This is a genomic window from Nocardia sp. NPDC088792 (assembly GCF_044750615.1).
Taxonomy (GTDB): domain Bacteria; phylum Actinomycetota; class Actinomycetes; order Mycobacteriales; family Mycobacteriaceae; genus Nocardia.
On sequence record NZ_JBIVKC010000001.1, the window covers coordinates 347,145 to 368,979 of the forward strand.

A 21,835-nucleotide genomic window follows, 5' to 3' on the forward strand; every position below is an offset into this window, starting at 1 on the left:
GACCTCAGCCGTCCAGCCAGGTGCGGACCCAGGTGCGGGCTATGCGGCGGGCGCGTTCGGGGGTTACGCGGGTGGGTTCGGTGAGGACGGAGATGGAGAGGCCGTCGAGGAGGGCGAGGAGTTCGGTTGCGGCGTCGGCGGATTCGGGTTCGCGGGCCGGGTTGGCGCCGGTGAGGATGCGGGACAGGAGGTCGGCGGTGGATTGCCATTGGGCGCGGTGCAGGGCGGCGATCTCGGGGTCGTGGGCGGCGCGGGAGACCAGGGCCAGCCAGACGTGGGAGAGGCGGTGTTCCGGCGTCGGCGAGATGAGGAGTTCGCTGAAGCTCAGCAGTTGTTCGGGAGCGGGGAGGTCGGCGATGCCGGATTGCCGGTAGCGCTCGCCGGCCTGGGCGCTGACGTGGTGCCAGGCGGCCAGCAGGAGTTCGGTTTTCGTGGAGAAGTAGTACTGGACGGTGCCGATGGAGACGCCGGCGCGGGCGGCCAGATCGCGGATGCTGACACCCTCGATACCGGATTCGGCGATGGCGTCGGCGAGACTCTCGAGCAGTTGGGTGCGACGCTCGGCTTTATCGGGTGTGGCTCTGCTAGCGGCCATTTCGCCTTCCCTGATTGCGGCTGTTGTAGTAGCGCCAGGCCTGCGTGAGCACCTGACGCGCCATGACCGCCGGTTCGGGGCGCCCGTCGGCGCGGGGTGCACGATCGACGACCGTCGCGAAGAACAGCAGCAGTATGCCGATCCCGCCGATCCCGAAATACACCGCCTCGCCCAGCATGCTGACGATCACCCGCAGCCCGCCGTGCCCTTCGCCCGCCAACCGCGGCATGATCGCGTCCGCCTGCAGCCAGTGCACGCCCTCGGCGACCAGCCAGACCAGCGCACCCGCCACCGTCGCCCACCCCGCGGCGGGATGCCGCCGGGCCAATCGCGCACCGAACAGAATCGTGCCCACGGCGAGCACCACCACCACGACCTCACTCACCGAGAACAGCGTGGTCCCGCTCATCGCCGCACCCCGGCTCCCGGCGCCGCGGTCCCCCGCGACCGCGCGATGGCGACCAGCAGCAGCACCCACGCCGCGATGAGGAACAGATTCCGCAGTCCCGCACCGATTTCCATCCGTTCGACGATCCCCTCGGCGCCACCGCCGAACCACCGAACCCGATCCGACACCATCGCGATCCCGGACGCGATGAGCGCGAATACCGAGGCCAGCAGCGCGAACGGAAACGCCCCGCCGAGCCGCCGCCGATAGAAGACCGCCAGCGCAGCACCCGCGACCGGCGCCAGCAAGCCCAGCAGATCCAGCAATCCGAACATCTTCCCACCCTCCATACGAACGTATTGAACATGCCGAACAAGGCCGTTCAATCTCTAATACGTTCGTATGATACCCAAGCGGGGTCGGTGGACAACCCCCAAATTCACATGGCGATCCCGAGGGCTCCGGCCACCGCCCGGGTGAGATGATCGGCCACCTGAGGGGCGGTCCAGGAGCGGTGTTCGGTGAGGTCGTAGATGACGCGTTCGTCGAAGATGGTGATCCAGAGTAGGACCGCGTAGGTGAGGTCGTACTCGGTGGTTTTGCCTGCGCGGGACAGGGATTCGAGGATGGCGGCGAGGGTGTCGTGCATGGCGACGATGGATTCGTCACCGGCGGAGAGGCGTTCGATGAAGCCCTTGCTGCTGCGGACGTAGCGGACGGCGGGGCCCCATTGCATGGCCTGCTCGATCCAGGTGGTGCAGCAGTCGTGGAAGCGGCGGACGGGGTCGGGGTCCGGATCCAGGGCGGTCAGGGCTTCGAGGAGCTGCTCTATGGCTCGGCGATGGAAGGCCTGCATGGCGTCTTGCGGTGTGGCGAAATGACGGTAGGCCGTGGCCACGCCCACGCCCGCCTCGGCGGCCAGTTCGGGGATGGAGAAGCCGACGCGGCCGGCGTGCAGGAGGCTCTGGACCGCGTCGACCAGCAGCACTCGGCTGCGCTGGGCGTCGCTGCGGGTGTTCACGGGCACATCCTCCATCCTGCGGGAACCCGACTCCGCGCCGACCGGCAGTGCTCGAGTAGAGAAGTTCTTCTCATTTAACTATGCTCTAACAGAGAAGATCTCCTCAGTTAGGGGGCGGGATGCGAGCCGCGGCACCGGGCGCACTGTTGGTTCTGATCATGGCGCAACCCAATCTGGCCACCGGGATGATGCCGTACTACCGGCATGCCTGGGGGCTCGCGCCACTGCTCATCACGGTGATCTTCGCGGCCTACCTGTTCGCGCTGACACCTACCCTGTCGCTGCTGGGAACACCACGCGCGCGGCAGGGATGGTGGTGGCGGATCGGCGTCGGGAGTGCGTTCGGCATCGCGGCGGATGCCGGAATGGCCGCGGCGCATTCGGCTTGGCCGGTGACCATCGCGCGCGTGTGCGCGGGGCTGTCGGTGGGATTGGTGACCGGCTCGCTCGCAGGGCTGATCCTGGAGCGGCGCGGGGAGAGCGGGCGGACCGCGCTGGCCGCGGCGACCGTCCTCGGTTCCGCGCTCGGCACGGTTGCCGCCGCGGCGGTCGCACAGTATCTGCCCGCGCCCGGCGTCACGGTGTACCTTGCGCACGCGGCGCTCCTCGGTCTGATCGCGCTCGCCGTGCTGGCGGATCGCACGGTCCGGCCGAGCACCGCGGGACGCCATCCGGTCGCGCGGCAGACTGCCGACGAACCGCGAATTGCCGGGTACCTCAGTGGAATTGCCGCATGGGTTTCGGCGGGGCTGGTGGTCGCGCTGCTGCCCAGCTACGGGGCGGAACTGTTGAAGACCACCAATCTCACCCTGCTGGCGCTGCCGGTGACGCTCTACCTGGTGTGCGCTTGGCTGGCGCAACAGCTGCTCCCACCGAATGCCCTGCCGGCCGAACCTGTTTCGGCGCAGGCGATCATCATCGCGGGAGTTCTCATCGCGGCGGCCGTGTCCTGGCTGCCGAGCCTGCCGCTGCTGCTTTCCGGCGGCGTGGTGGCCGGGTTCGGGCAGGGCATCGCGTATCGCTCGGGACTCCGGATCGTCAGTGCCGCAACGCCTCCCGATCAGCATGCCCGGGCCTCCTCACGATTCGCGACGGTGGCGTACCTGTGCGCCGCCGTCACCACCGTCGGCCTGGGCGTCATCGCCAACCTCGGATCGATGCGCGATGCGGTACTGGCCGCCGCGGTCGTGCTGCTCGCGGTGGCGGTGGCCACCACCCTCGTCCGTCGGCGCGCAATGACGCGCGCCGCGGACGCCAACCCCGATCGGATCTCCACAATCGCATAATTCGCCGTACACATTTCGCGCGAGGATCCCTCGCGCGGAATTCGCGTGCGCCGATATTGCCACCATCCCAGGTTAATTCGGAAATCGACGAAACCGACTCGTTACGTGAGTTCACCGGAACACAAACTGCGGCCGCTTCACTGGAATGCATACAACCGAAATTCCTTCCCCGTGAATGGATTCCAGAAATGGCAGCACCCACCCGAATCGGTTCCTCCGCGGCCACGCCGCCCGTGGCCGACGGCTCCCTCAAACGCAGTCTGACCCGGCTCGACCTCATCGCCATGGGCGTGGGATCCATTGTCGGCGCGGGCATTTTCGTCACCACCGGCGTGGCCGCGGCCACCAAGGCCGGGCCTGCCATCATGCTGTCGTTCGTGCTGGCCGGAGCCATCTGCGTGCTGGTGGCGCTGTGCTACAGCGAACTCGCGTCGATGACGCCGGTATCCGGCAGCGCCTACACCTACACGCGCACCACCATGGGTGAGATCCCGGCTTTCCTGGTGGGCTGGAATCTACTGCTCGAATACGCGGTGGCGGCCTCCGCCATTGCCATCGGGTGGTCCGGATTATTCGGTGCGGCACTGAATTCACTGTTCGGGGTGACGTTACCGAAGGCCATTACGGCGGGTCCGGGCAGCGGCGGGGTGGTGAATCTGCCGGCGGTGCTGATTGTCGCCGCATTGGTCGTCGTGCTGGTTTTCGAGGTGAAAATCGCGGCGGTCGTGGTGAAAACACTGGTGGCATTGACGATCGGCGTGCTGGCGCTGGTGGTGGTGATCGGAGCGCCGCATCTGCACGCGGGGCACTGGTCGCCGTTCCTGCCGTTCGGTGTGCACGGGATCGCGGCCGGGGCGGCGCTGGCGTTCTTCGCCTACCTCGGGTTCGATATCGTCGCCACCTCCGCCGAGGAGACGCGCAATCCGCGGCGGGATCTGCCGTGGGGCATGATCGGCTCGGTCGTCATCGCCACCGCGCTGTATGTCGCGGTGAGTGCCGTATTGACCGGTGTCGCACCGTATTCCAGCCTGAACAATGCCGCGCCGGTCGCGACCGCGCTGGCCGCCATCGGGGCGGGCTGGATCGGCAAGGTGATCCTGGTGGCCTCGGTGATCGCGCTGACCAAGGGACTGCTGATGGTGTGTTACGGGCAGACCCGGCTGGTGTTCGCCATGAGCCGGGACGGCATGGTGCCGAAGTCGCTGTGCCGCACCAACTCCCGCGGCGCCCCCGTGCGATTGAGCCTGGTGATCGGTGCGGTGGTCGCGGTGGTGGCCGGGCTGCTGAACATCGACACCGTCGCCGAGCTGGTGAATATCGGGGCGCTGTTCGCCTTCCTCATCGTGGCGCTGGGCGTGCTCATTCTGCGCCGCACCGATCCGGATCGGGCGCGGCCGTTCCGGACGCCGCTGATGCCGTTCGTGCCGCTGCTCGCCATCGGCGGATGCATCTGGCTGGCAACCACGTTCGAGGCGCTCACCTGGGTGCGGTTCGTGGTCTGGAGTGCCGCGGGGATCGCGCTCTACCTCGGATACGGCAGGCGTCATTCGATAACCAGGACCGCTCCCGCGGTCGCCATCGCGGGAGAACCCATTGCCGGAGGTGCTGCGTGACCGCCCAGCTGGACAGCTTCTACCCCACTCGCGTCGCCTTCGGCACGCTCGACGAAATCCACCGTGCGGCGGCGGGCGCGCTGTCCGCGGACGTCTTCGACTTCGTGGAAGGTGGTGCGGGCAAGGAGATCACATTGCGGGAGAACCGGACCGCCTTCGACCGCTGGCGGATCCTGCCCGAACCCATGAGCGGCGTCGGAACACCGTCCACGCGCACCGAACTGCTCGGCCTGTCACTCGAGACGCCGATCCTGACCGCCCCGTTCGGCGGTGACGCCCTGTATCACCCGGACGGGCATCTCGCGGTGGCCCGCGCCGCACAGGCCCGGGGCGCCCTGTCCATCGCCCCGGAGGCGGGAAGCTACTCCTATCAACAGGTCCGGGCCGCCGCCCCCGGCGCGGCCCGCATCGCGCAGATACATCCCTTCGCCCACGCCGCGCTGGTGGCGCAACGCGTGACGCGGCTCGGCTTCGAGGCCCTCTGCGTCACCGTGGACTGCCCGGTCGGCGGCTTTCGCACCCGGAACATGGGCAACCGCTTCGACCCCGATCAACGCCACTTCGCGGGCAATCTCACCGGCGAAGACGGTGCACCCGGTGTGGCGGAGGTCTTCGGCCAACTCCTCAAACGCGGCGGCGTGGTGTGGGATTGGGCCGAGCTCGCCACTGCCGCGAGCCAGTTCGAACTGCCCTGGATCGCGAAGGGCATTCTGACGCCCGCCGCGGCCGAACGAGCTCTCGACATCGGCGCATCCGCCCTGGTCGTCTCCAATCACGGCGGCCGCCAAGTGGATCCCGCCCCGGCCAGCCTCGACATGCTCCCCGCCATCCGCGCCGCGGCCGGCCCGCGCGTCCCGATCCTGCTGGACAGCGGAATTCGGACCGGCAGCGATATCTACCTCGCGCTCGCCCTCGGCGCGGATGCCGTGATCATCGGCCGCGCCGCCATCTACGGCCTGGCCGCCGCCGGTCAGCCCGGCGTGGACCGAGTGCTGGAACTCCTGACCGAGGAACTCCGCACCCTCATGATCCTGTCCGGCGCAGCCACAATCGCGGACATCGACCGCGACCGTATTCTGCGGGCGGCCGCATGAGTACTCCATTCCCTTCGGCGCGCAGTGGTTCCGGGTTGATCTTCACGTCCGGTCTCGCGGCCGTCGACCCGGTTACCCTAGCCCCCACTACGGATTCCTTCGACGAGCAGGCCGCGGAAGTGTTCCGGCAGCTCGACAGTGCTCTGGCCGCCGCGGGCAGTTCCCGCGGCCTGATTCTGAAACTCGATTGCTATCTCGCGGATCGGTGCTGGTTTCCAGCTTGGAACAGCGTGTTCCGCAGCAGTTTTCCGACGGCCGCACCGGCGCGGACGACCACCGTCACCACATTGCCCATCGACGGGCTGCTCATCGAAATCCAGGCGATCGCCGTCGCCGCACCCCAGGAAGATCGATCATGACCGCAGTGTCCCCGCTCGTGCAGCATTCCGCCATTGGCGATTTCACCATCAGAGACGTTATCGAAGGGCAGACCGCCGGTCAGCTCATTGTCGCCGCCGACGATTGGGGGTGGTGGGTCACCCTTCTGGGCGGCGACAGTATCGCACCCACCACCGGTATCCAGGACACCGTCGCCGACGGGCTGGTGCGGGCCGGATTCCTGATCCGGCGCGGACGCCGGTACCACCTCACCCACACCGGGCACGATGTCGGCAAGAATCGCGGCTTCGTGCGGGTCGCGGTGCGCGGATGGGAACCCACCTTCCGGCAGTTGTCGGCCAATCCGCATCGCGAATACATTCCCGCCGCAACCGAACCCGACGAGGTGGCGCGCGGCTGCACCGATATCGCGCGCCGCCGGCCGGAGATCTTCGAGGCCATCGGGCGATCGATCGCGGCCGATATCCCGGGCTGCACCATCGATCTCGGCTGCGCCGACGCCGGCCGGGTCACCGCATTGGCCGGGCTGGCGCCGGAGGAGAGCTTCCTCGGCGTGGACATCGAGGACGGTGTGATCGACACCGCGACGAGCGAACTCGCGGACCGTGGCCTGTCCGACCGCATCACCCTGCTCGCCGGTTCCGTGCAGCCCGACGCGGAACCGCCCGCCTGGCTGGCGGCCGTCGACCGCGGCGCGGTCACCACCGCCATGTCGTTCTTCCTGCTGCATCAGCTCGCCAGCGACGGTGATGGCATAGCCGCGGTACTGCGCGGCTGGATGGACTGGTTTCCCAACCTGCGCCGCTTCGTCATCGGCGACGGTTACCTGCTGGAAGCCCCGAACTGGACGCAGCAGCCGTGGTTCTCGCCGACCTACGAGATCTACCACGCGGTGACCGGCGTCCGGCTGTGGACGCGGCACGAGTACGAGCAGGCGTTCGCGGATCTGGGCTGGTCGGTCGAGCGCCGGCTGGAGGATCACACCATGCTGGTCACGACCATCCTGGAACGCGCCTGACTCACGGCCCGATCCGCCTGCGGCGCGCGATCATTCGCAATCCGTGCCGCGGGCGCAGGGTCAGCGTGGCCTCGGGTTCCACGGGATGTCCGGGAACCAGGTCGAAGACGTAGCGCTGACTGCACATGGCGGTGATCAGCACCGCTTCCATGAGCGCGAAACTCGAGCCGATGCACATGCGCTTGCCGCCGCCGAACGGCAGATACGCCGAGCGTGGCCGGTCGCGGCCGGCCCCGGGGAGGAAGCGGGCGGGATCGAATTCCTCGGGGTCCGGCCACCACCGTGCATCGTGATGGATGTGGTGGGTCGGCATGATGACCGTGGTGCCGCGGCGAATGTGGTGACCGCCCACCACATCGTCCTCGACGGCGACGCGCGGAATCACCCAGGCCGGTGAGTAGTAGCGCATGGCTTCCTGGAAACAGGCTGCGGTCCAAGGCAATCGAGGCAGATCGGCCACCGTGGGCGGCCTGCCCGCCAGTACCGTGTCCACCTCCGCGAGCAGTCGTTCGCGCGCTCCGGGATTGAGCGCCAGCAGGTACCACATCCAGGACATCGCATTGGCGGTCGTCTCGTGCCCCGCCAGCATGAAGGTCAATGCTTCGTCACGCACCCGCCGCAGTGGCAGCGGGCCGTGTTCGTCGGCGGTTTCGAGCATCAGGTTCAGCAGGTCCGGGCTGTCGGTGCGGTGGGCCGCGCGGTCGTGCACCAGCGCCCACACCTCACTGTCCAGGATGCGGACGATGCGCTGGATCTTGCGGAACGGCGGGGGCAGCGGTATCGGCGTGAACGCGACGGCGGCGGTCGCCCGCCACAGTTGCCGCGGCGGGGCGGCGATGACGAAGACACGCTCGAGCCGCTCGGCGAATCGCAGTCCGCCGGTGACCATGTCGGACATGCGTACGGCAATGCGGCCGAACTGCGTGCCGAACAAGGCGTTTCCGACCACGTTGAGGGTGAGTTGGACCATCTCTGAGACCATGTCGATCTCGACGCGGCCGGGTTCGGTGTCCAGGGCATCGAGGCGGACGCGGATCGGTTCGATCATGAGGTCGATGAGCCCGTTGAGGTGCCTGCGGGCGAACATGGGACCGAGCAGGGTGCGGTGCCGCTGCCAGGATTCGCCTTCGTCGGTGAAGAGGCTGACGCCGAGAATCGCGCGCAGCATCTCGTATTCGAACGATTTCTCGTAGTGCAGGCGCCCGGCGTGCAGGACGTGATCCACGTAGTCGGGGTGATTCAGCACGGCATAGCGACGGGTGCCGGCGCGGAATCGCATGATGTCGGCGTTCTTGACGCGGCCGATGATTCCGGCTCGATGGTCGAGCCCGATCACCAGCGTCTCGTACGTCGCCAGTGGGGTACTGGTGCGTCGGCTGGGCGCCACGGGCGGCGGTGACGCCGTGTCGGCTGTGTGGGCATGCGCTGGAATCGCCATGCCGGCCCTCCTCGGGGCGATACGACTCTGTACCGGAAGCCATGACAAACTGGTGACATGCGTCCCAATTGTCTGCGGCTGTCACCAGTTTGTGGTCGCCGTTCGCGCTTGTCAAGATGGGAACCGTGACCACAGCACGAACCTGGGGCGGGCGCAGTGCCGTCGAACGGCGTACCGAGCGCCGGCAACGCCTCATCGACGCGGCGCTGGAACTCTGGCGTGAGAACGGCTGGACCGCGGTCACCATTCGCGCGGTGTGCGCCCGCACCTCGCTCAACGACCGGTACTTCTACGAGGCCTTCGCCGACCGGGACGAACTGCTGGTCGCCGCCTGGGAATCCGTGCGCGACGATATGCTCGCGGCCCTCACCTCGATCTTCACCGAGAACACCGACCGGCCCTTGGCGGACATCATCCGGCTCGCGGCTTCGGCTGTGCTGGAACGTATTTCGGCCGATCCGGCCTACGGCGGCATTCTGCTCATGCACCACGCGGGCAGTCCGGCCCTGGAGTCCTCCCGCCGGGCCGCACTGAAACTCACCGCCGATCTGGTGGTGACCGCCGCCCGCACCTACGTCCGGCCCGACGCCGATGAGACGGCCCTGCACATCGACGCGATCGCCAGCGTCGGCGGCTTCGTCGAACTCATCGACGCCTGGCAGTCGGGCATCCTCGACTGCACCGCCGACGATATCGTCGCCCGCCTCGTCGACCTGGTCTCGACCCTCGGCCGCACCTACCTCGACAGCCTCTGATCACGGCACCGCGTAACGTGGGTCGATGTGGCGGCACCCAGGAGAAGCGGGCCCGCGGCGAGCTCACCGGAACTGGCCGCGGCCCTCCGGAAGGAAATCCCCGAACTGACCCGGCGGTTGATGGCTGCCGTCTTCACCGACAACCCGGAGTGGACGGACTATTCGGCGGTCACGCGCGGAGATCTGCGCGATGGGTGCCAGCGGTTCCTGACCCGGATCCTGGATCTGCTCGGTGGGCAAGCCGCCGATGCCGAGCATGACGATGTCGCCGCGGCCATCGGTAAACAGCGCGCCGAGCAGGGCGTACCCCTGGAAGCCATGCAGCGCACCTTCCGGCTCGGCGGGCGGATCGTGTGGGAGGCGCTGCTGGACAAGGCCGGCGAGGTGGCGCCCGGTGAGTTCCGGGAGACCGGTACGGCCATGTGGGCGGTCATCGACGGGATGTCGTCGGCGCTGGTGACCTCGTATCGCAATACCGAGCTGGATCGGGTGCGGCGGGACGAACGCCGGCGCCATGGATTGATCGAGGATGTGCTGGCCGGGCGGGCGCACGATGGGCTGTTCGCCGCGCGTGCGAGCCGCGAGCTGAACCTGCCGGTGCACGGCGATTATGTCGTGGTGGTGGCGCGCGGGGAGGCGCATCCGCTGCGCACCGGATCGGAAACGGCGTTGGCTGCCATGGGAATTCGTTCCGCGTGGCATGATCGCGCGGATTCCACGGTGGGGCTGATCGCACTCGAGCATCGCACCATCGACACTGTGCTGCAACAGCTTCGGCCGCAGGTGCGGGGACGGGCGGCGGTCTCCCCCGCCGTGCCGGGGCTGGCCGGCATCGATGCCGCGCACGCCCTGGCCCTGCTCGCGCTCGACACCGTGCCCGATAAGGCCGCGGGCGTACTGGTTTCGCTGGACGAGCGCTATCCGGAAGCGTTGCTGCTCCGCTCCCCCGACCTGACCGAACTACTGGTGACCCGCACGCTGGGCCCGGTGCTCGAATTGCCGGTGAAGGAACGCGACATTCTGCTGCGCACGCTCGCGATCTGGCTGGCCGAGAACTGCTCGGCCGCCAATGCCGCCCCGCGGCTGCACTGCCACCGGAACACGGTCATCAACCGCCTGCAGCGCATCACCACTCTGCTGGGCCGTCCACTGGAGGGGCAGCGCTCCTACCTGGAGCTTTCCCTCGCATTGGCCGCGCTGGAACTCGGCGATCCGCTGCGCGAGCGAGGCGCCGGCAACCAGTAGTCCCGCTCACCGGATTGGGCACTGCGCCCAGTCTCGACCCTGGATTTCTGGACTTCGAGGGCATTGTTTGTGCAATTGGTGACCGCGAAACTCGTGGAGGATGACCCACGCCACAACCCGGCGTGGGTCGTAATCATCGAGGATGAGGAGCACCACGAGTGCCGGATTTCGATCTACTGGTGGTCGGCGGCGGGCCGGGCGGCTACGTTGCGGCCATCCGTGCGGCACAGCGCGGCTTGAAAGTCGGCCTGGTCGAGAAGGAGCGTCCGGGCGGGGTCTGCCTGAACTGGGGCTGCATTCCGACCAAGGCCATGCTGCGGTCCGCCGAGATCTTCCAAACCGTCAAGGACGCAGCCGATTTCGGTATTCACGCCGATAATGTGCGCTTCGATTTCGCCGCCGTGCGCCAGCGCAAGGACGGCATCGTCAAGGAGCTCACCGATGGTGTTGCCGGCCTGTTGAAGGCCAATGGCGTGACTGTCGTCGAGGGTCATGCGCGATTCACTTCAAAGGTTTCCAGCACCGGGCCTACCACCGTGCAGGTGTTCGAGGCCGGTCAGTCGCCGATCTTCCCGGGCGGACCGCGCTACGCGGCCGCGCCGACGGCCACCGCCACCCGCACGATCAGCGCGAAAGACGTGATCATTGCGACCGGTTCGGTGCCGGCGCTGCTGCCCGTGCCGGGCGCGGACCTGCCGGGCGTCATCACCTCCGACGGAGCGTTCGGACTGACCGAGGTCCCGAAGCGGCTGGTCGTCATCGGCGGCAGCGCGGTGGGCGCGGAATGGGCGAGCCTGTTCCACACCTTCGGCTCCGAAGTGACCGTGGTGGAGATGCAGGATCGCCTGGTTCCCCTGGAGGACAAGGAGATCGGCGTCGCCCTGGGCCGTTCGTTCGGCAAGCGCGGCATCACCGTGCTGACCGGTTCGACCGTCACCGGCATCGCCCAGGCGGGTGACGCCCTGCGCGTGAACGTCGGCGGCCCGAAGGCGCGCGAGATCGACGCCGATGTGGTGCTGGTCGGCGTGGGACGCCGCCCCAACACCGCCGAGCTCGGCCTCGACACCGCCGGAATCGTCACGGACGCACGGGGTTTCATCCCCGTGAACGAGCAGCTGCGCACCGAGGTCGAGCACGTCTACGCCATCGGCGACGTCACCGGTAAGGCGCTGCTCGCGCACGTGGCCTCGCATCAGGGCCTGACCGCCTCCGATGTGATCGCCGGCCACGACGCCCATATCGACTACACGGTGATCCCGGCCGCGACCTTCACGCACCCGGAGATCGCGAGCGTCGGCCTCACCGAGGACGCCGCCCGCGCCGCCGGGCACGAGGTGATCACCGCCAAGTTCCCGTTCGCGGCCCTGGGCCGGGCCAAGACCTTCGGTGAGACCGAGGGCTTCGTGAAGATCGTGGCGGGCGCCGCGCATCAGGAAGTGCTCGGCGTGCACATCATCGGCCCGTCGGCCAGTGATCTGGTCACCGAAGGCGCACTGGCGATTTCGCTGGAGGCGACCCTCGAGGAACTGGCCGACACCATTCACGCCCACCCCACTCTCGGCGAGATCGGCATGGAGGCGGCCCTGACCGGGCTCGGCCTGCCGGTACACGTCGCACCGCCCCGGAAGCGTTGAGGAGCACCATCGTGACCACCGCAACCCCGCGCAAGCCCGCCCGCAAGGGCAGCCGGCCCACCGACGGCCGCCCGGCCAATAACGCGAAGGCTGTACCCGCAGAAGGCGTCTCGGCGGAATCCGCCGAGGCCGTCCGGTCCGAGATCGCCGACGGCGTGCCGGCCGGGGCCCTCGCGAACGGCCTGCCCTCGCCCACCGATCTCCTGGTGGATCGGACCGCCGAGGAGCACGACTCGTTCGAGAACCGGATCGCCGCGGCCGATCCCGAGAACCTGCGCACCCTGTACCGCGACATGCTGTTCGTGCGCCGCTTCGAGGAGCGCACCGCGCAGTCCTACCAGCAGGCCAAGATCGGCGGCTACTGCCACCTGAACCTGGGTGAGGAAGCCACCGTGGTGGGCGTCGGCGCGGCCATGCGGCCCACCGACTACCTGTTCACCAACTACCGCGAGCACGGTTACGCGCTGGCCAAGGGCATCGCGCCCGGCCGCGTCATGGCCGAGCTGTACGGCCGCTCCACCGGCACCTCCAAGGGCTGGGGCGGCTCCATGCACATGTACGACACCGAGACCCGGCTGCTCGGCGGTTACGCCATTGTGGGCGGCCAGGTTCCGCTGGCCGTGGGCGCGGCGCTGGCCATCGACTACCGCGGCGGCGACGATGTCGTGGTGTGCCAGATGGGTGAGGGCACCACGAATATCGGCGCCTTCCACGAGTCGCTGAACATCGCGGCGCTGTGGAATCTGCCGATCGTGTTCCTGGTGATCAACAACCAGACCGGCATGGGCACGACGGTCGAGAAGTCCTCCGCCGAACCGGATCTGTGGAAGCGCGCGTCCTCCTACCGCATGCGCGGTGAGCGCGTGGACGGCACCGATGTGCTGGCCGTGCGCGAGGTGGCGAGCGATCTCATCGAATCCGCCCGGCGCGAGGGCAAGCCCGCGCTACTGGAGGCGGTCAGCTACCGGCTCAAGGGTCACTCCGTGGTCGACCCGGCGAAATACCGCACCAGCGAGGCCGTTTCGGTGGCCCGCGAGAACGATCCGATCGTGATCTGGCACGAAGCGCTGCTGGAAGCCGGTGTGCTGACCGAGGATTCGGCCGCCGCCATCGAGGCCGAGGTCACCGCCGGGGTCGTGGCGGCCGTCGAATTCGCCGATGCCAGCCCGCATCCGGATCCGGCCAGCCTGTTCGATTACAACTATGCGACGCCGGTCGCGGGCGATTCCCGTCGCCTGCCCGCCGATCCGCTCTTCACCTTCTAAGGACATCACCGTGGCTGTCATGACCTATCGTGAAGCGCTGCGCGAAACCCTCCGCGAGGAGATGCGGCGCGATGACGACGTCTTCCTCATCGGGGAAGAGATCGGCGTCTTCGAAGGCTCCTACAAGATCACCGCCGGCCTGCTGACCGAATTCGGCGAGAAGCGGGTGCGCGACACCCCCATCGCCGAAGAGGGTTTCGTGGGCGCGGCCATCGGCGCGGCCATGCTCGGCCTGCGCCCGGTCGTCGAACTCATGACGATCAACTTCTCGCTGCTGGCACTGGACCAGATCGTCAATCACGCCGCCAAGATCTACGGCATGTTCGGCGGGCAGACCAATGTGCCCATGGTCATCCGCACCCCGGGTGGCGGCGGACAGCAGCTGGGCGCGACGCATTCGCAGAACATCGAGCTGTACTACGCGTTCGTGCCCGGCCTGAAGGTCGTCGCGCCCAGCACGCCGGCCGATGCCAAGGCGCTGCTCAAGGCCGCCATCGACGATGACGATCCGGTGCTGTTCCTGGAGAACCTGTCGCTCTACAACACCAAGGGCGAAGTGCCGGACGACCTGCCGGCCGCCGAGATCGGCAAGGCCGCGATCACCCGCGCGGGCACCGACATCACGCTCATCGGGTACTCCCGCATGGCGACGGTGTGCACCCAGGTCGCCGAAAAGCTGGCCGCCGAAGGGATTTCGGCGGAGGTCATCGACCTGCGCAGCCTGCGGCCGCTGGACCGCGACACCCTGGTGGCCTCGGTCAAGAAGACCGGCTGCGCCGTCATCGGCGAGGACGACTGGCTGACCTACGGCATCGGCGCGGAGGTCGCGGCCTCCATCTCCGACGGCGCCTTCGACTACCTGGACGCGCCGGTACGCCGCGTGGCCATGGCCGAAGTGCCGCTGCCCTACGCCAAGCCGCTGGAACGACTCGCCCTGCCGTCCGCCGACTCGCTGTACACCGCCGCCGTGGAAACACTGGCGGCCGTGGGCAAGCGGCGCTGAGACCGAGGACAAGAACCTTGCCTGAAATCACCATGCCCCGGCTCTCCGACACCATGGAGGACGGCGTCATCTCGGCCTGGCTCAAGCAGGTCGGCGAGAAGGTCACGCGCGGCGAGGTGCTCGCCGAGATCGAGACCGATAAAGCGCTGATGGAACTCGAGGCCTACGACGACGGCGTCCTCGAGCAGATCATCGCCGAGGCCGGCGCACGCGTGCCCATCGGCGAGCCCATCGCCATCGTCGGCGACGGCAGCGGCGCTGCGGCTGCTCCCGCGGCCCAGCCTGCCGCCCCGGCGGCACAGACTTCGGCCCCGGCCTCTCACCCGGCAGCCGAAACCGCCGCGGCTGCGCAACCGACACCCCCGGCTGCGCAGCCCGGCAACCCTGTCACCACGAACGGCGATGCGGTCCCGGGTGGAGCCGCCGGCGCGCCCGCGGGCTCATCGGGTGGCGCGAACGCCGGTGCCACCCCGGCCGGAACCGCCGGTGCGCCCGCCGCTTCCACGCCCGGCGACGGTGGGCGGACGAAATCGTCGCCGCTGGCCCGCAAGGTCGCCCGCGAGCTGGGTGTGGACATCGCGACGGTCGCAGGCACCGGCCCCGGTGGCCGGGTGCGGAAGCAGGATGTCGAATCCGCCTACAGCACAGGCGGATCCGGTGCGTCAGCTGCCGACCATGCGACGTTGCCCGGAACCGTGTCGGCCGACGCCGGATCCGGTGTGGCCGGTGGCGCAAGCGGCGTGAACGGTGCCGGTGTGGCGCCGACTCCCACCGCCCCGACGGCCGGAACCGCTTACCCCGCACCGGCTTCGGGCACCTACGACGAGATTCCGCTCACCACGATCCAGCGGGTGTCGGCCACGCGGCTCACCGAGAGCAAGCAGCAGGCGCCACACATCTATCTGACCAGCGCGATCGATGTGACCGAGCTGTTCGCCTTCCGCGCTCAGGTCAACAAGACCCTGGCGGAGACCGGCGGCAAGGTCAGCGTGAACGATCTGCTGGTGAAGGCCGTGGCCGTGACGCTGCGGGCGAATCCGACGGTGAATGTGTCCTTCGCGGGCGATAAGTTGTTCCAGCACCACGGAATTCACCTCGGCATCGCCGTGGCGACGCCCGCCGGTCTGCTGGTGCCCGTCGTGCGCGACGCCGACCGCAAGAGCGTGTCCGAGATCGCCGCCGAGAGCCGCGACAAGGCCGAGCGCGCCCGCGACCGTAAGCTGCGCGCCGACGAAATGGGCGGCGGCACCTTCACCATCTCCAACCTGGGCATGTTCGGCATCGAACACTTCACCGCCGTCATCAACCCGCCGGAAGCCGCCATCCTCGCGGTCGGCGGCGCCACCGACGAACTGCGGCTGGAGGACGGTCAGGTGGTGAGCCGGAAGATCCTGCGCGTCACCATGTCCGCCGACCACCGCGCCATCGACGGCGCGGTCGCCGCACAGTTCCTGGCGCAGCTCGAGGATCTCATCGAGCACCCCTTGCGCATCGTCACCTGATACCTCTCCGACGCGGTCCAACCGCCCGCGTCGCCACGGCCGAGACCCGATTTCCCACCCGGGAACCGGATCTCGGCGTCCGCCGCACGACCGCCCGACCGACAGCCGGGCGGCCCTGCGGCGGGCCGGCCGTTGCCGGGTGCCGGGATCGAACCACCAGCCGATCCCGTCACCCGGCTTCGCTGCGTTTCGGGGACCACCCCACTCCCGGACGCACCGCGAGCAGGTCCACCCCACTCCCGAACGCACCACGAGCAGGTCCACTCCGATCGCGGACGCACCCGTGCCGAGGCGCCACGCCGAACGCGGACGCACCCGCGCCGAGGCGCCACGCCGAACGCGGACGCACCCGCGCCGAGGCGCCACACCGATCGCAAACGCATCCCGGGCGAGAGCTACTCCTGTCTCGCGGCGTCCGGGGTGATCCGCTCGGCCGCGAGCGGATCCCGGGACGCTGCCTCGCGGTTCCGGCCGTGTCGCGGTGGGGCGGACAGTACGGTGGGAGTGCTCACCGAGTGAGGTTCGCGGTCCGCGCCTCTCGTTCGGCGGGAGGAGATCGGCTCATGACGGTGGCTCGGGTGCTCGGCGAGGCGCGGCGCATTGTTGTTCTGTCGCCGCATTTCGACGATGCGGTACTGGCGATCGGGGCGCTCGTCGCCGGTTGCGTCGAGAGTGGCCGGACGGTGCGAGTGGTCACGGTCTTCTCCGCCGGCGGGACCGGGATATCCGCCGGGGGGCGCGGAAAAGCGTTCGCGGACTATGACTCCCGCCGCCGGGAGGACGATCGAGCACTCGCGTTGCTGGGCGTCGAGGCGCGACGACTCGGGCTGCACGAGCGGATATTTCGCGCACCCGCGCCGCACGGGCCGCTGAGCCTGTTCCATACCTCCCGCGCGATCGCATACAGCCCCGACACCGCGGCAGTGCACCGGGCGATAGTCGCCGAGCAGCGCGAAGACGGCACGATCGTGCTGGCCCCCTTGGGAATCGGCAATCACATCGACCACGTCATCACCGCCACCGCGGCCCTGCGCGCGGCCCGCGATCCGGCGCGAGCGGCGCGCATGCTGTTCTACGAGGACTTCAACGCACTCGCGGAATGCTGCAGGCGGCGGCATCCGGTGGCCCGATTGCGCCCCTTCGCATTCCGGTCGGCGCCGGGCTGGGCGAGCCCGCGCGCCGGGCTCGAGCTGGAGACGATGTCGTTGCTCATCCGCGGGCCGGATGCGGCGGAGCTGGCCGGTCTGCCGGTCGGGCCCGGACGGTGGACCGCGACCGCGCTGCCGGTGAGCCGGCGGCACGCCGAGGCCAAGTTCGCGGCCATGGCCGAATATCGCACGCAGACAGCGGCTCTGGGTGGTGCGCGGCAGCTGCGGGCGCTCATGGAACGCGCGCACGCGCGGCGCGGGGGCGAGCTGGTCTGGCAGTTTCACGGAACGGATTCCGCATGAAGTGGTTCGTGCTGATCGCGGTCCTGCTCGCGGCGTCGGTCACCGCGCCCCGGGCCGGCGCCGAGCAGACGGCGCGCGTCGATCACATCGTGACCGTCACCGATCGCCGGCTGCAGGTGTTCGTCGACTCTCCGGCGATGGGCCGCATCGTGCAGGTGGATGTGCTGCTGCCACAGCAACGCCGGACCGCGCGCCCCACCGTGTACCTCCTGGAGGGCATCGATTCGGCGCGGCCGGATCAGAACGATTGGACCGCGCAGGGCGGTGCCGTCGACTTCTTCGCCGACAAGGACGTGAATGTGGTGCTGCCCGTCGGCGGCGCGGGCAGCTACTACACCGATTGGCAGCGTGACGATCCCGTACACGGCCGGCAGCGGTGGGAAACCCTGCTCACCCGCGAGCTGCCGCCGCTGCTGGACGCGCGCTTCCGGGGCGACGGCCGCAATGCCGTCGTGGGCGTCTCGATGGGCGCGCAGGCCGCCGTCATGCTCGCGGAGCGTTCCGGCGGCTTGTTCCGGGCCGTCGCCGCGCTGAGCGGCTGCTACGCGACCAGCGACGCGGTCGGGCAGGCGGAATTGCGGTACATCATCTCCACCGACGGATCCGATCCCGACGATATGTGGGGCACGGTCACGGATCCGGACTGGGCCGCCCACGATGTCCCCGCGCACGCCGCTGGATTGGCCGGGAAGTCGCTGTACTTCTATGCCGCCACGGGTTTCCCGGGCATTCACGAGAATCTCGGCACACCGGATCTTCCGGACGTCATCATCGAGGGCGGAGCGATCGAATCCGGCGCCCGGCTGTGCACCGAAGCCTTGCGGCAGCGGCTCCAGGATCTCGGTATCGCGGCCACCTACGATTTCGCGCCCGCGGGCACGCACAGCTGGCCGTACTGGCAGGATCAACTGGCCGCCGGCTGGCCGGTCATCGCCGGGGCGCTCGGGCGCTGACGGCAGGCGTGGCAGCGCGCCGAAGACGTTCGGGCGGAAAGGAAGTGACCGACGTGCGAGTGCTGTTCGTCGCCACCCCGCTGATCGGTCACGCCTTCCCGATCGTGCCGCTGGCGCTGTCCATGCGCGGCGCCGGGCACGAGGTGCTGCTGGCCTCCGGCGACGAGGTGGTGACCGTGCTGCGCGACCTGCTGCCGGTGCACACCGTCGCCGATCCGATGAGCGTGCGAGTCCCGCTCCGCGCCTTGGCCTTCCATCCGCTGGCCGCCCGCAACGCGCTCCTCGGCAGCGCCGACCCGGAGGTAGCGGCGCGGATCTTCGCCCCGGTCAACGAGCGGATGGCGGCCCGGGTCACGGCGCTGGCCGAGCATTTCGCCCCCGGCCTGATCGTCCACGAACCCTTCGCGGCCGTCGCCGCGGCGGCCGCCGCACGGCTGCGGATCCCCGCCGTACTGCACAATATCGGCCTCGACCACGGCGACCGGATAACCGCTCGGCTACTCGAGCGACTGCGGATGCCACCCGGGTCCGACGCCGCCGTCCTCAGCATCGCCCCGCCCAGCCTGGTGCAGGTCACCGGTTGGCCGATGCGCTACACGCCCTTCTCGACCGCGGGGCGGCCCATGCCGGAATGGCTGTCGGCGCCGGCGGATCGCCCGCGCATTCTCGTCACGCGCAGCACCATGCTCGGTGACGGGCCGGCACCGTTCCTCACCGCGGTCGTGCGCGCTGCCCCCGAGGTGGACGCCGAATTCGTTGTCGTCCGGCCGGATCGCGGCGTCCAACGTCACCGCGATCTGCCGCGGAATATCCGCACGGTGGGCTGGACGGTGCTCGGTGACGCCCTGCGCACCTGCACGGCCATGATCAACCACGGCGGTGCGGGATCGGTCTACGCCGCACTGAATGCCGGTGTGCCGCAACTGCTCACACCGGATACCGGCGACCGCGGCTGGAACGCCACCCTGGTGGCCCGCCGCGGCGCGGGCCTCGCGGTGCCGCCCCGCCGCATCACCGCGAGCCACATCACCCGCCTGATCACCGACCCGAGCCTGGCCGCGGCCGCGCGCGAAGTCGCCGCCGAGATGGCGGCCATGCCCGGCCCCGAGGCGATTACGCGGCGTTTGACCGAACTCCGTTGAGCTGCACCGGCCTCGCGGCCGGGTATGCCGGGTCAGTGTTCGGCGAGTTCGGCGAGCTTGTCCAGGGACGCCCGCAGGCGCTTCTCGGTGGTGTCGCGGGCGCGGACCATGCGCTTCTCGTCGGTGAGGGTGGTCCAGTCATAGGTGTGGGTGACCCGGGTGTGCGTGGGGTCGATCGGGTCGATCTCCCAGCGCCACAGATGGCCCGGCGGCACCTTGCCGGGTTCGGCGGGCTGCCAGGCGATGCGGCGCGCCTCCTCGAACTCCACCACGTGGTTCTCGCGGACGAAACCGTTGGTGAGGGTGGTGGCGAAGACGTCGCCGACGGCGTGGACCCGCTGTCCCGCAGCGGCTTCGGCCAGGTTTTCGTTGCCGTCCCAGCTCGGCTGTTGCGCGGGGTCGGCGATCAGTTCGAAGATGTCGGGCGCGGCGGCGGCGATGTCGCGGGACGCGCTGACGATGCGGGGAACCTCGATGTCATCGGTCATGGGGTCATCCAACCACTCGGGAGGGCTCAGCCGCCCGGCCGCATGGTGTCGACGATCATCTCGTAGGTCCGATAGTGCCCGACCAGCACGCAGAGCTCCATGACCTCGCGAACCGTGTAGTGCCGCAGCAGGTCTGCCCAGGTTTCGTCGGAGAGGAAGAACTCGCGGTCCAGCTCGGTCACCGCCCGGCCGACCACCGTCGCCCGCGCACCCTCGGCGATCGAACCATCCAGTGCCGCACCGATTTCCGCGGCATCGAGGGTGCTGATGCGTGCCATGCGACGCCCGTACCAGCCGAGCAGCGTGTGCAGTGGACGATGCAGGGCCAGGATCTCGTCACCGCCGGGCGTCCAGGGTGTGCGCGCATCGAGGATCGGATGCGGGGCGCGCTTGCCGGTGCGGGGCCGCCGTGGGCCGTCTTGCACCGGTGGGCGTCCCAGCAGGGGTTCCGGTGGCATGCCCGCGCTCTCCTCCAGCATGCCGATGAGTTCGTAATGGGCTGTTATGAAACAGATTTCGATCAGCTCGCGGTCGCTGTAGCCGAGCCGGCGCAGGCGTTGCAGGGTGAGATCGCCGATGACCAGGTTGTCGTGCAACTCGTCGGTCGCGCGCAGCAGCTCCGCCTGCCGCGGGCTCCAGCGCGGATGCCGCGGCCCGGCCTGCACGGCCGCCAGGAATTCGCCCCGTTCGCGAATTCGAGCCCACAGGGCATGCACCGAGTAGTGGTAGTAATGCCCGGCATTCCACGTGGTACGCAGTACCACCAATTCGATATCGCGATGCCCCAGCGTGGCCACCAGCGCCTGCCCGAACTCCGCGGGGCCTTCCAGTGCGAACAGGGTCGAGAGCAGCCGGGGATGCGCGGCGCCGATCCAGACCACTTGCACCACACCGGGAAAAACGAAACGCAGCCACGACAATCTCGGCCGCAGCCGGGGAACGCCCGGGCGGGGCCAGCCGAGCCCTCCGCCGTGCTGTCGCTCGATCATTTCCGGCCTCCCGCCGCGACTGCCCGCCGATGTCGCCGGGCCGTGACATTCCCCTTCATTGCAGGTCGGCAGCGGGTGGAGCGCCATACCCGTGGCGGTCGGTCGATTGACAATCGCGGACAGGCTCGCCCGCCGACTTGCCCCGCGCCATTCCTTCGGGGACGGGGCTCGTCAGGGCCGCGGCGAACCGTTAGGCTCGCCGAGTTCGTTCCGATCTCGATGAGGAGTCCTCAGTGGGCAAAACCCGCCGTCTCGCCGCGACTTTCGGCATTGTGGCCGCAGCCTTCGTGGCGTCATCCGGCATCCTGCCGGCCATTGCGAGCGCTGCCGATCACAGCACGCTCACGGCGCAGGAAAAGGTGTTCGTGGATTATCTCCAAGCCCACGGCGACCAGCTGACCGACGAGAATCTGCGCTCGGCCGCAATCGATGTCGGCTACGCCGACTGCAAGGCCTTCGAAAACGGCGTCACCAAGGCGGATCTGGTCGACCAGCTCCCCGGCGGCCAGAACGAGAAGGACGAGGCCTCCCTGGTGGCCGACGCCGCGGTCGCCGCCGGCAGCCTCTGCGGCTGAACACTCGCTCCACCCTTGCGGGCGCTACCCATCGGGTGGCG

At 68.9% G+C, this 21,835-nt stretch carries 22 protein-coding genes; 15 read left to right on the forward strand and 7 right to left on the reverse strand.

Translation table 11 applies throughout. The annotated features are described in order from the left end of the window. Positions 1 to 4: 4 nt before the first annotated feature. From ACIP5Y_RS01695 to ACIP5Y_RS01710, 4 genes are all read right to left on the reverse strand, one after another. A complete protein-coding gene (locus tag ACIP5Y_RS01695; protein ID WP_400346628.1) occupies positions 5 to 595 on the reverse strand; it encodes a TetR/AcrR family transcriptional regulator in 591 nt (196 codons plus the stop codon). Continuing rightward, complete coding sequence (locus ACIP5Y_RS01700; protein ID WP_400346630.1) at positions 585 to 1,004, reverse strand: hypothetical protein; 420 nt, start codon at positions 1,002 to 1,004, stop codon at positions 585 to 587. The genes ACIP5Y_RS01695 and ACIP5Y_RS01700 overlap by 11 nt, the downstream gene beginning before the upstream one ends. Continuing rightward, positions 1,001 to 1,318, reverse strand: a complete 318-nt coding sequence (locus ACIP5Y_RS01705) for a hypothetical protein (protein ID WP_400346632.1) — start codon at positions 1,316 to 1,318, stop codon at positions 1,001 to 1,003. The genes ACIP5Y_RS01700 and ACIP5Y_RS01705 overlap by 4 nt, the downstream gene beginning before the upstream one ends. Positions 1,319 to 1,422: 104 nt before the next feature. Further along, positions 1,423 to 2,004 carry a TetR/AcrR family transcriptional regulator gene (locus tag ACIP5Y_RS01710; RefSeq protein ID WP_400346634.1) on the reverse strand — a complete coding sequence of 194 codons (582 nt, stop codon included), beginning with the start codon at positions 2,002 to 2,004 and terminating at the stop codon, positions 1,423 to 1,425. 158 nt (positions 2,005 to 2,162) lie between these two features. Between ACIP5Y_RS01710 and ACIP5Y_RS01715 the strand changes: the two genes are divergently transcribed. The 5 genes from ACIP5Y_RS01715 (at position 2,163) to ACIP5Y_RS01735 (ending at position 7,354) form a co-directional block, all read left to right on the forward strand. Then, the gene (locus tag ACIP5Y_RS01715) at positions 2,163 to 3,290 is read left to right on the forward strand and encodes a hypothetical protein (protein WP_400346636.1); all 1,128 of its coding nucleotides are present in this window, start codon (positions 2,163 to 2,165) and stop codon (positions 3,288 to 3,290) included. Between the two features lie 188 nt (positions 3,291 to 3,478). Beyond that, positions 3,479 to 4,903 (forward strand): amino acid permease, encoded by a 1,425-nt coding sequence (locus tag ACIP5Y_RS01720; RefSeq protein ID WP_400346637.1) that lies wholly within the window; start codon positions 3,479 to 3,481, stop codon positions 4,901 to 4,903. After that, positions 4,900 to 5,997, forward strand: coding sequence for an alpha-hydroxy acid oxidase (locus ACIP5Y_RS01725; protein ID WP_400346638.1), 1,098 nt, complete (start codon positions 4,900 to 4,902; stop codon positions 5,995 to 5,997). The genes ACIP5Y_RS01720 and ACIP5Y_RS01725 overlap by 4 nt, the downstream gene beginning before the upstream one ends. After that, positions 5,994 to 6,356, forward strand: a complete 363-nt coding sequence (locus ACIP5Y_RS01730; protein ID WP_400346640.1) for a RidA family protein — start codon at positions 5,994 to 5,996, stop codon at positions 6,354 to 6,356. The genes ACIP5Y_RS01725 and ACIP5Y_RS01730 overlap by 4 nt, the downstream gene beginning before the upstream one ends. Then, positions 6,353 to 7,354, forward strand: coding sequence for a hypothetical protein (locus ACIP5Y_RS01735; RefSeq protein WP_400346642.1), 1,002 nt, complete (start codon positions 6,353 to 6,355; stop codon positions 7,352 to 7,354). Before ACIP5Y_RS01730 ends, ACIP5Y_RS01735 begins: the two co-directional genes overlap by 4 nt. 1 nt (position 7,355) lies before the next feature. On the opposite strand, the gene ACIP5Y_RS01740 is transcribed toward ACIP5Y_RS01735, so the two are convergent. Beyond that, positions 7,356 to 8,792 (reverse strand): cytochrome P450, encoded by a 1,437-nt coding sequence (locus ACIP5Y_RS01740; protein WP_400346644.1) that lies wholly within the window; start codon positions 8,790 to 8,792, stop codon positions 7,356 to 7,358. A gap of 125 nt (positions 8,793 to 8,917) precedes the next feature. On the opposite strand from ACIP5Y_RS01740, the gene ACIP5Y_RS01745 reads away from it, so the two are divergent. The 9 genes from ACIP5Y_RS01745 (at position 8,918) to ACIP5Y_RS01785 (ending at position 19,742) form a co-directional block, all read left to right on the forward strand. Then, positions 8,918 to 9,547: a TetR/AcrR family transcriptional regulator gene (locus tag ACIP5Y_RS01745; protein ID WP_400346646.1), complete on the forward strand. Its 630-nt coding sequence runs from the start codon at positions 8,918 to 8,920 to the stop codon at positions 9,545 to 9,547. A gap of 27 nt (positions 9,548 to 9,574) precedes the next feature. After that, positions 9,575 to 10,792, forward strand: coding sequence for a PucR family transcriptional regulator (locus ACIP5Y_RS01750; protein WP_400346648.1), 1,218 nt, complete (start codon positions 9,575 to 9,577; stop codon positions 10,790 to 10,792). A 158-nt stretch (positions 10,793 to 10,950) separates the two neighbouring features. Beyond that, positions 10,951 to 12,426, forward strand: coding sequence for a dihydrolipoyl dehydrogenase (lpdA, locus tag ACIP5Y_RS01755; RefSeq protein WP_400346650.1), 1,476 nt, complete (start codon positions 10,951 to 10,953; stop codon positions 12,424 to 12,426). 11 nt (positions 12,427 to 12,437) lie between these two features. Then, on the forward strand, positions 12,438 to 13,691 hold the full coding sequence (pdhA, locus tag ACIP5Y_RS01760) for a pyruvate dehydrogenase (acetyl-transferring) E1 component subunit alpha (RefSeq protein ID WP_400346652.1): 1,254 nt from the start codon (positions 12,438 to 12,440) through the stop codon (positions 13,689 to 13,691). Between the two features lie 19 nt (positions 13,692 to 13,710). Further along, entirely contained in the window at positions 13,711 to 14,694 is a 984-nt protein-coding gene (locus ACIP5Y_RS01765; RefSeq protein ID WP_400346654.1) for an alpha-ketoacid dehydrogenase subunit beta, read from the forward strand. Positions 14,695 to 14,711: 17 nt separating this feature from the next. After that, on the forward strand, positions 14,712 to 16,196 hold the full coding sequence (locus tag ACIP5Y_RS01770) for a dihydrolipoamide acetyltransferase family protein (RefSeq protein ID WP_400346656.1): 1,485 nt from the start codon (positions 14,712 to 14,714) through the stop codon (positions 16,194 to 16,196). Positions 16,197 to 16,759: 563 nt separating this feature from the next. After that, the gene (locus ACIP5Y_RS01775) at positions 16,760 to 17,647 is read left to right on the forward strand and encodes a PIG-L deacetylase family protein (RefSeq protein WP_400346658.1); all 888 of its coding nucleotides are present in this window, start codon (positions 16,760 to 16,762) and stop codon (positions 17,645 to 17,647) included. Next, a complete protein-coding gene (locus ACIP5Y_RS01780; RefSeq protein WP_400346660.1) occupies positions 17,644 to 18,600 on the forward strand; it encodes an alpha/beta hydrolase in 957 nt (318 codons plus the stop codon). The genes ACIP5Y_RS01775 and ACIP5Y_RS01780 overlap by 4 nt, the downstream gene beginning before the upstream one ends. A gap of 44 nt (positions 18,601 to 18,644) precedes the next feature. Then, positions 18,645 to 19,742 carry a glycosyltransferase gene (locus ACIP5Y_RS01785; protein WP_400346662.1) on the forward strand — a complete coding sequence of 366 codons (1,098 nt, stop codon included), beginning with the start codon at positions 18,645 to 18,647 and terminating at the stop codon, positions 19,740 to 19,742. Positions 19,743 to 19,774: 32 nt separating this feature from the next. Here the strand turns inward: ACIP5Y_RS01785 and ACIP5Y_RS01790 are convergent, their stop codons facing one another. Together ACIP5Y_RS01790 and ACIP5Y_RS01795 are read right to left on the reverse strand one after the other, a co-directional pair. After that, entirely contained in the window at positions 19,775 to 20,230 is a 456-nt protein-coding gene (locus ACIP5Y_RS01790) for an SRPBCC family protein (protein WP_400346664.1), read from the reverse strand. A gap of 26 nt (positions 20,231 to 20,256) precedes the next feature. Next, a complete protein-coding gene (locus ACIP5Y_RS01795) occupies positions 20,257 to 21,219 on the reverse strand; it encodes a hypothetical protein (RefSeq protein ID WP_400346666.1) in 963 nt (320 codons plus the stop codon). A gap of 233 nt (positions 21,220 to 21,452) precedes the next feature. Between ACIP5Y_RS01795 and ACIP5Y_RS01800 the strand changes: the two genes are divergently transcribed. Further along, positions 21,453 to 21,794, forward strand: coding sequence for a DUF732 domain-containing protein (locus tag ACIP5Y_RS01800; RefSeq protein WP_400346668.1), 342 nt, complete (start codon positions 21,453 to 21,455; stop codon positions 21,792 to 21,794). Positions 21,795 to 21,835: the final 41 nt, after the last annotated feature.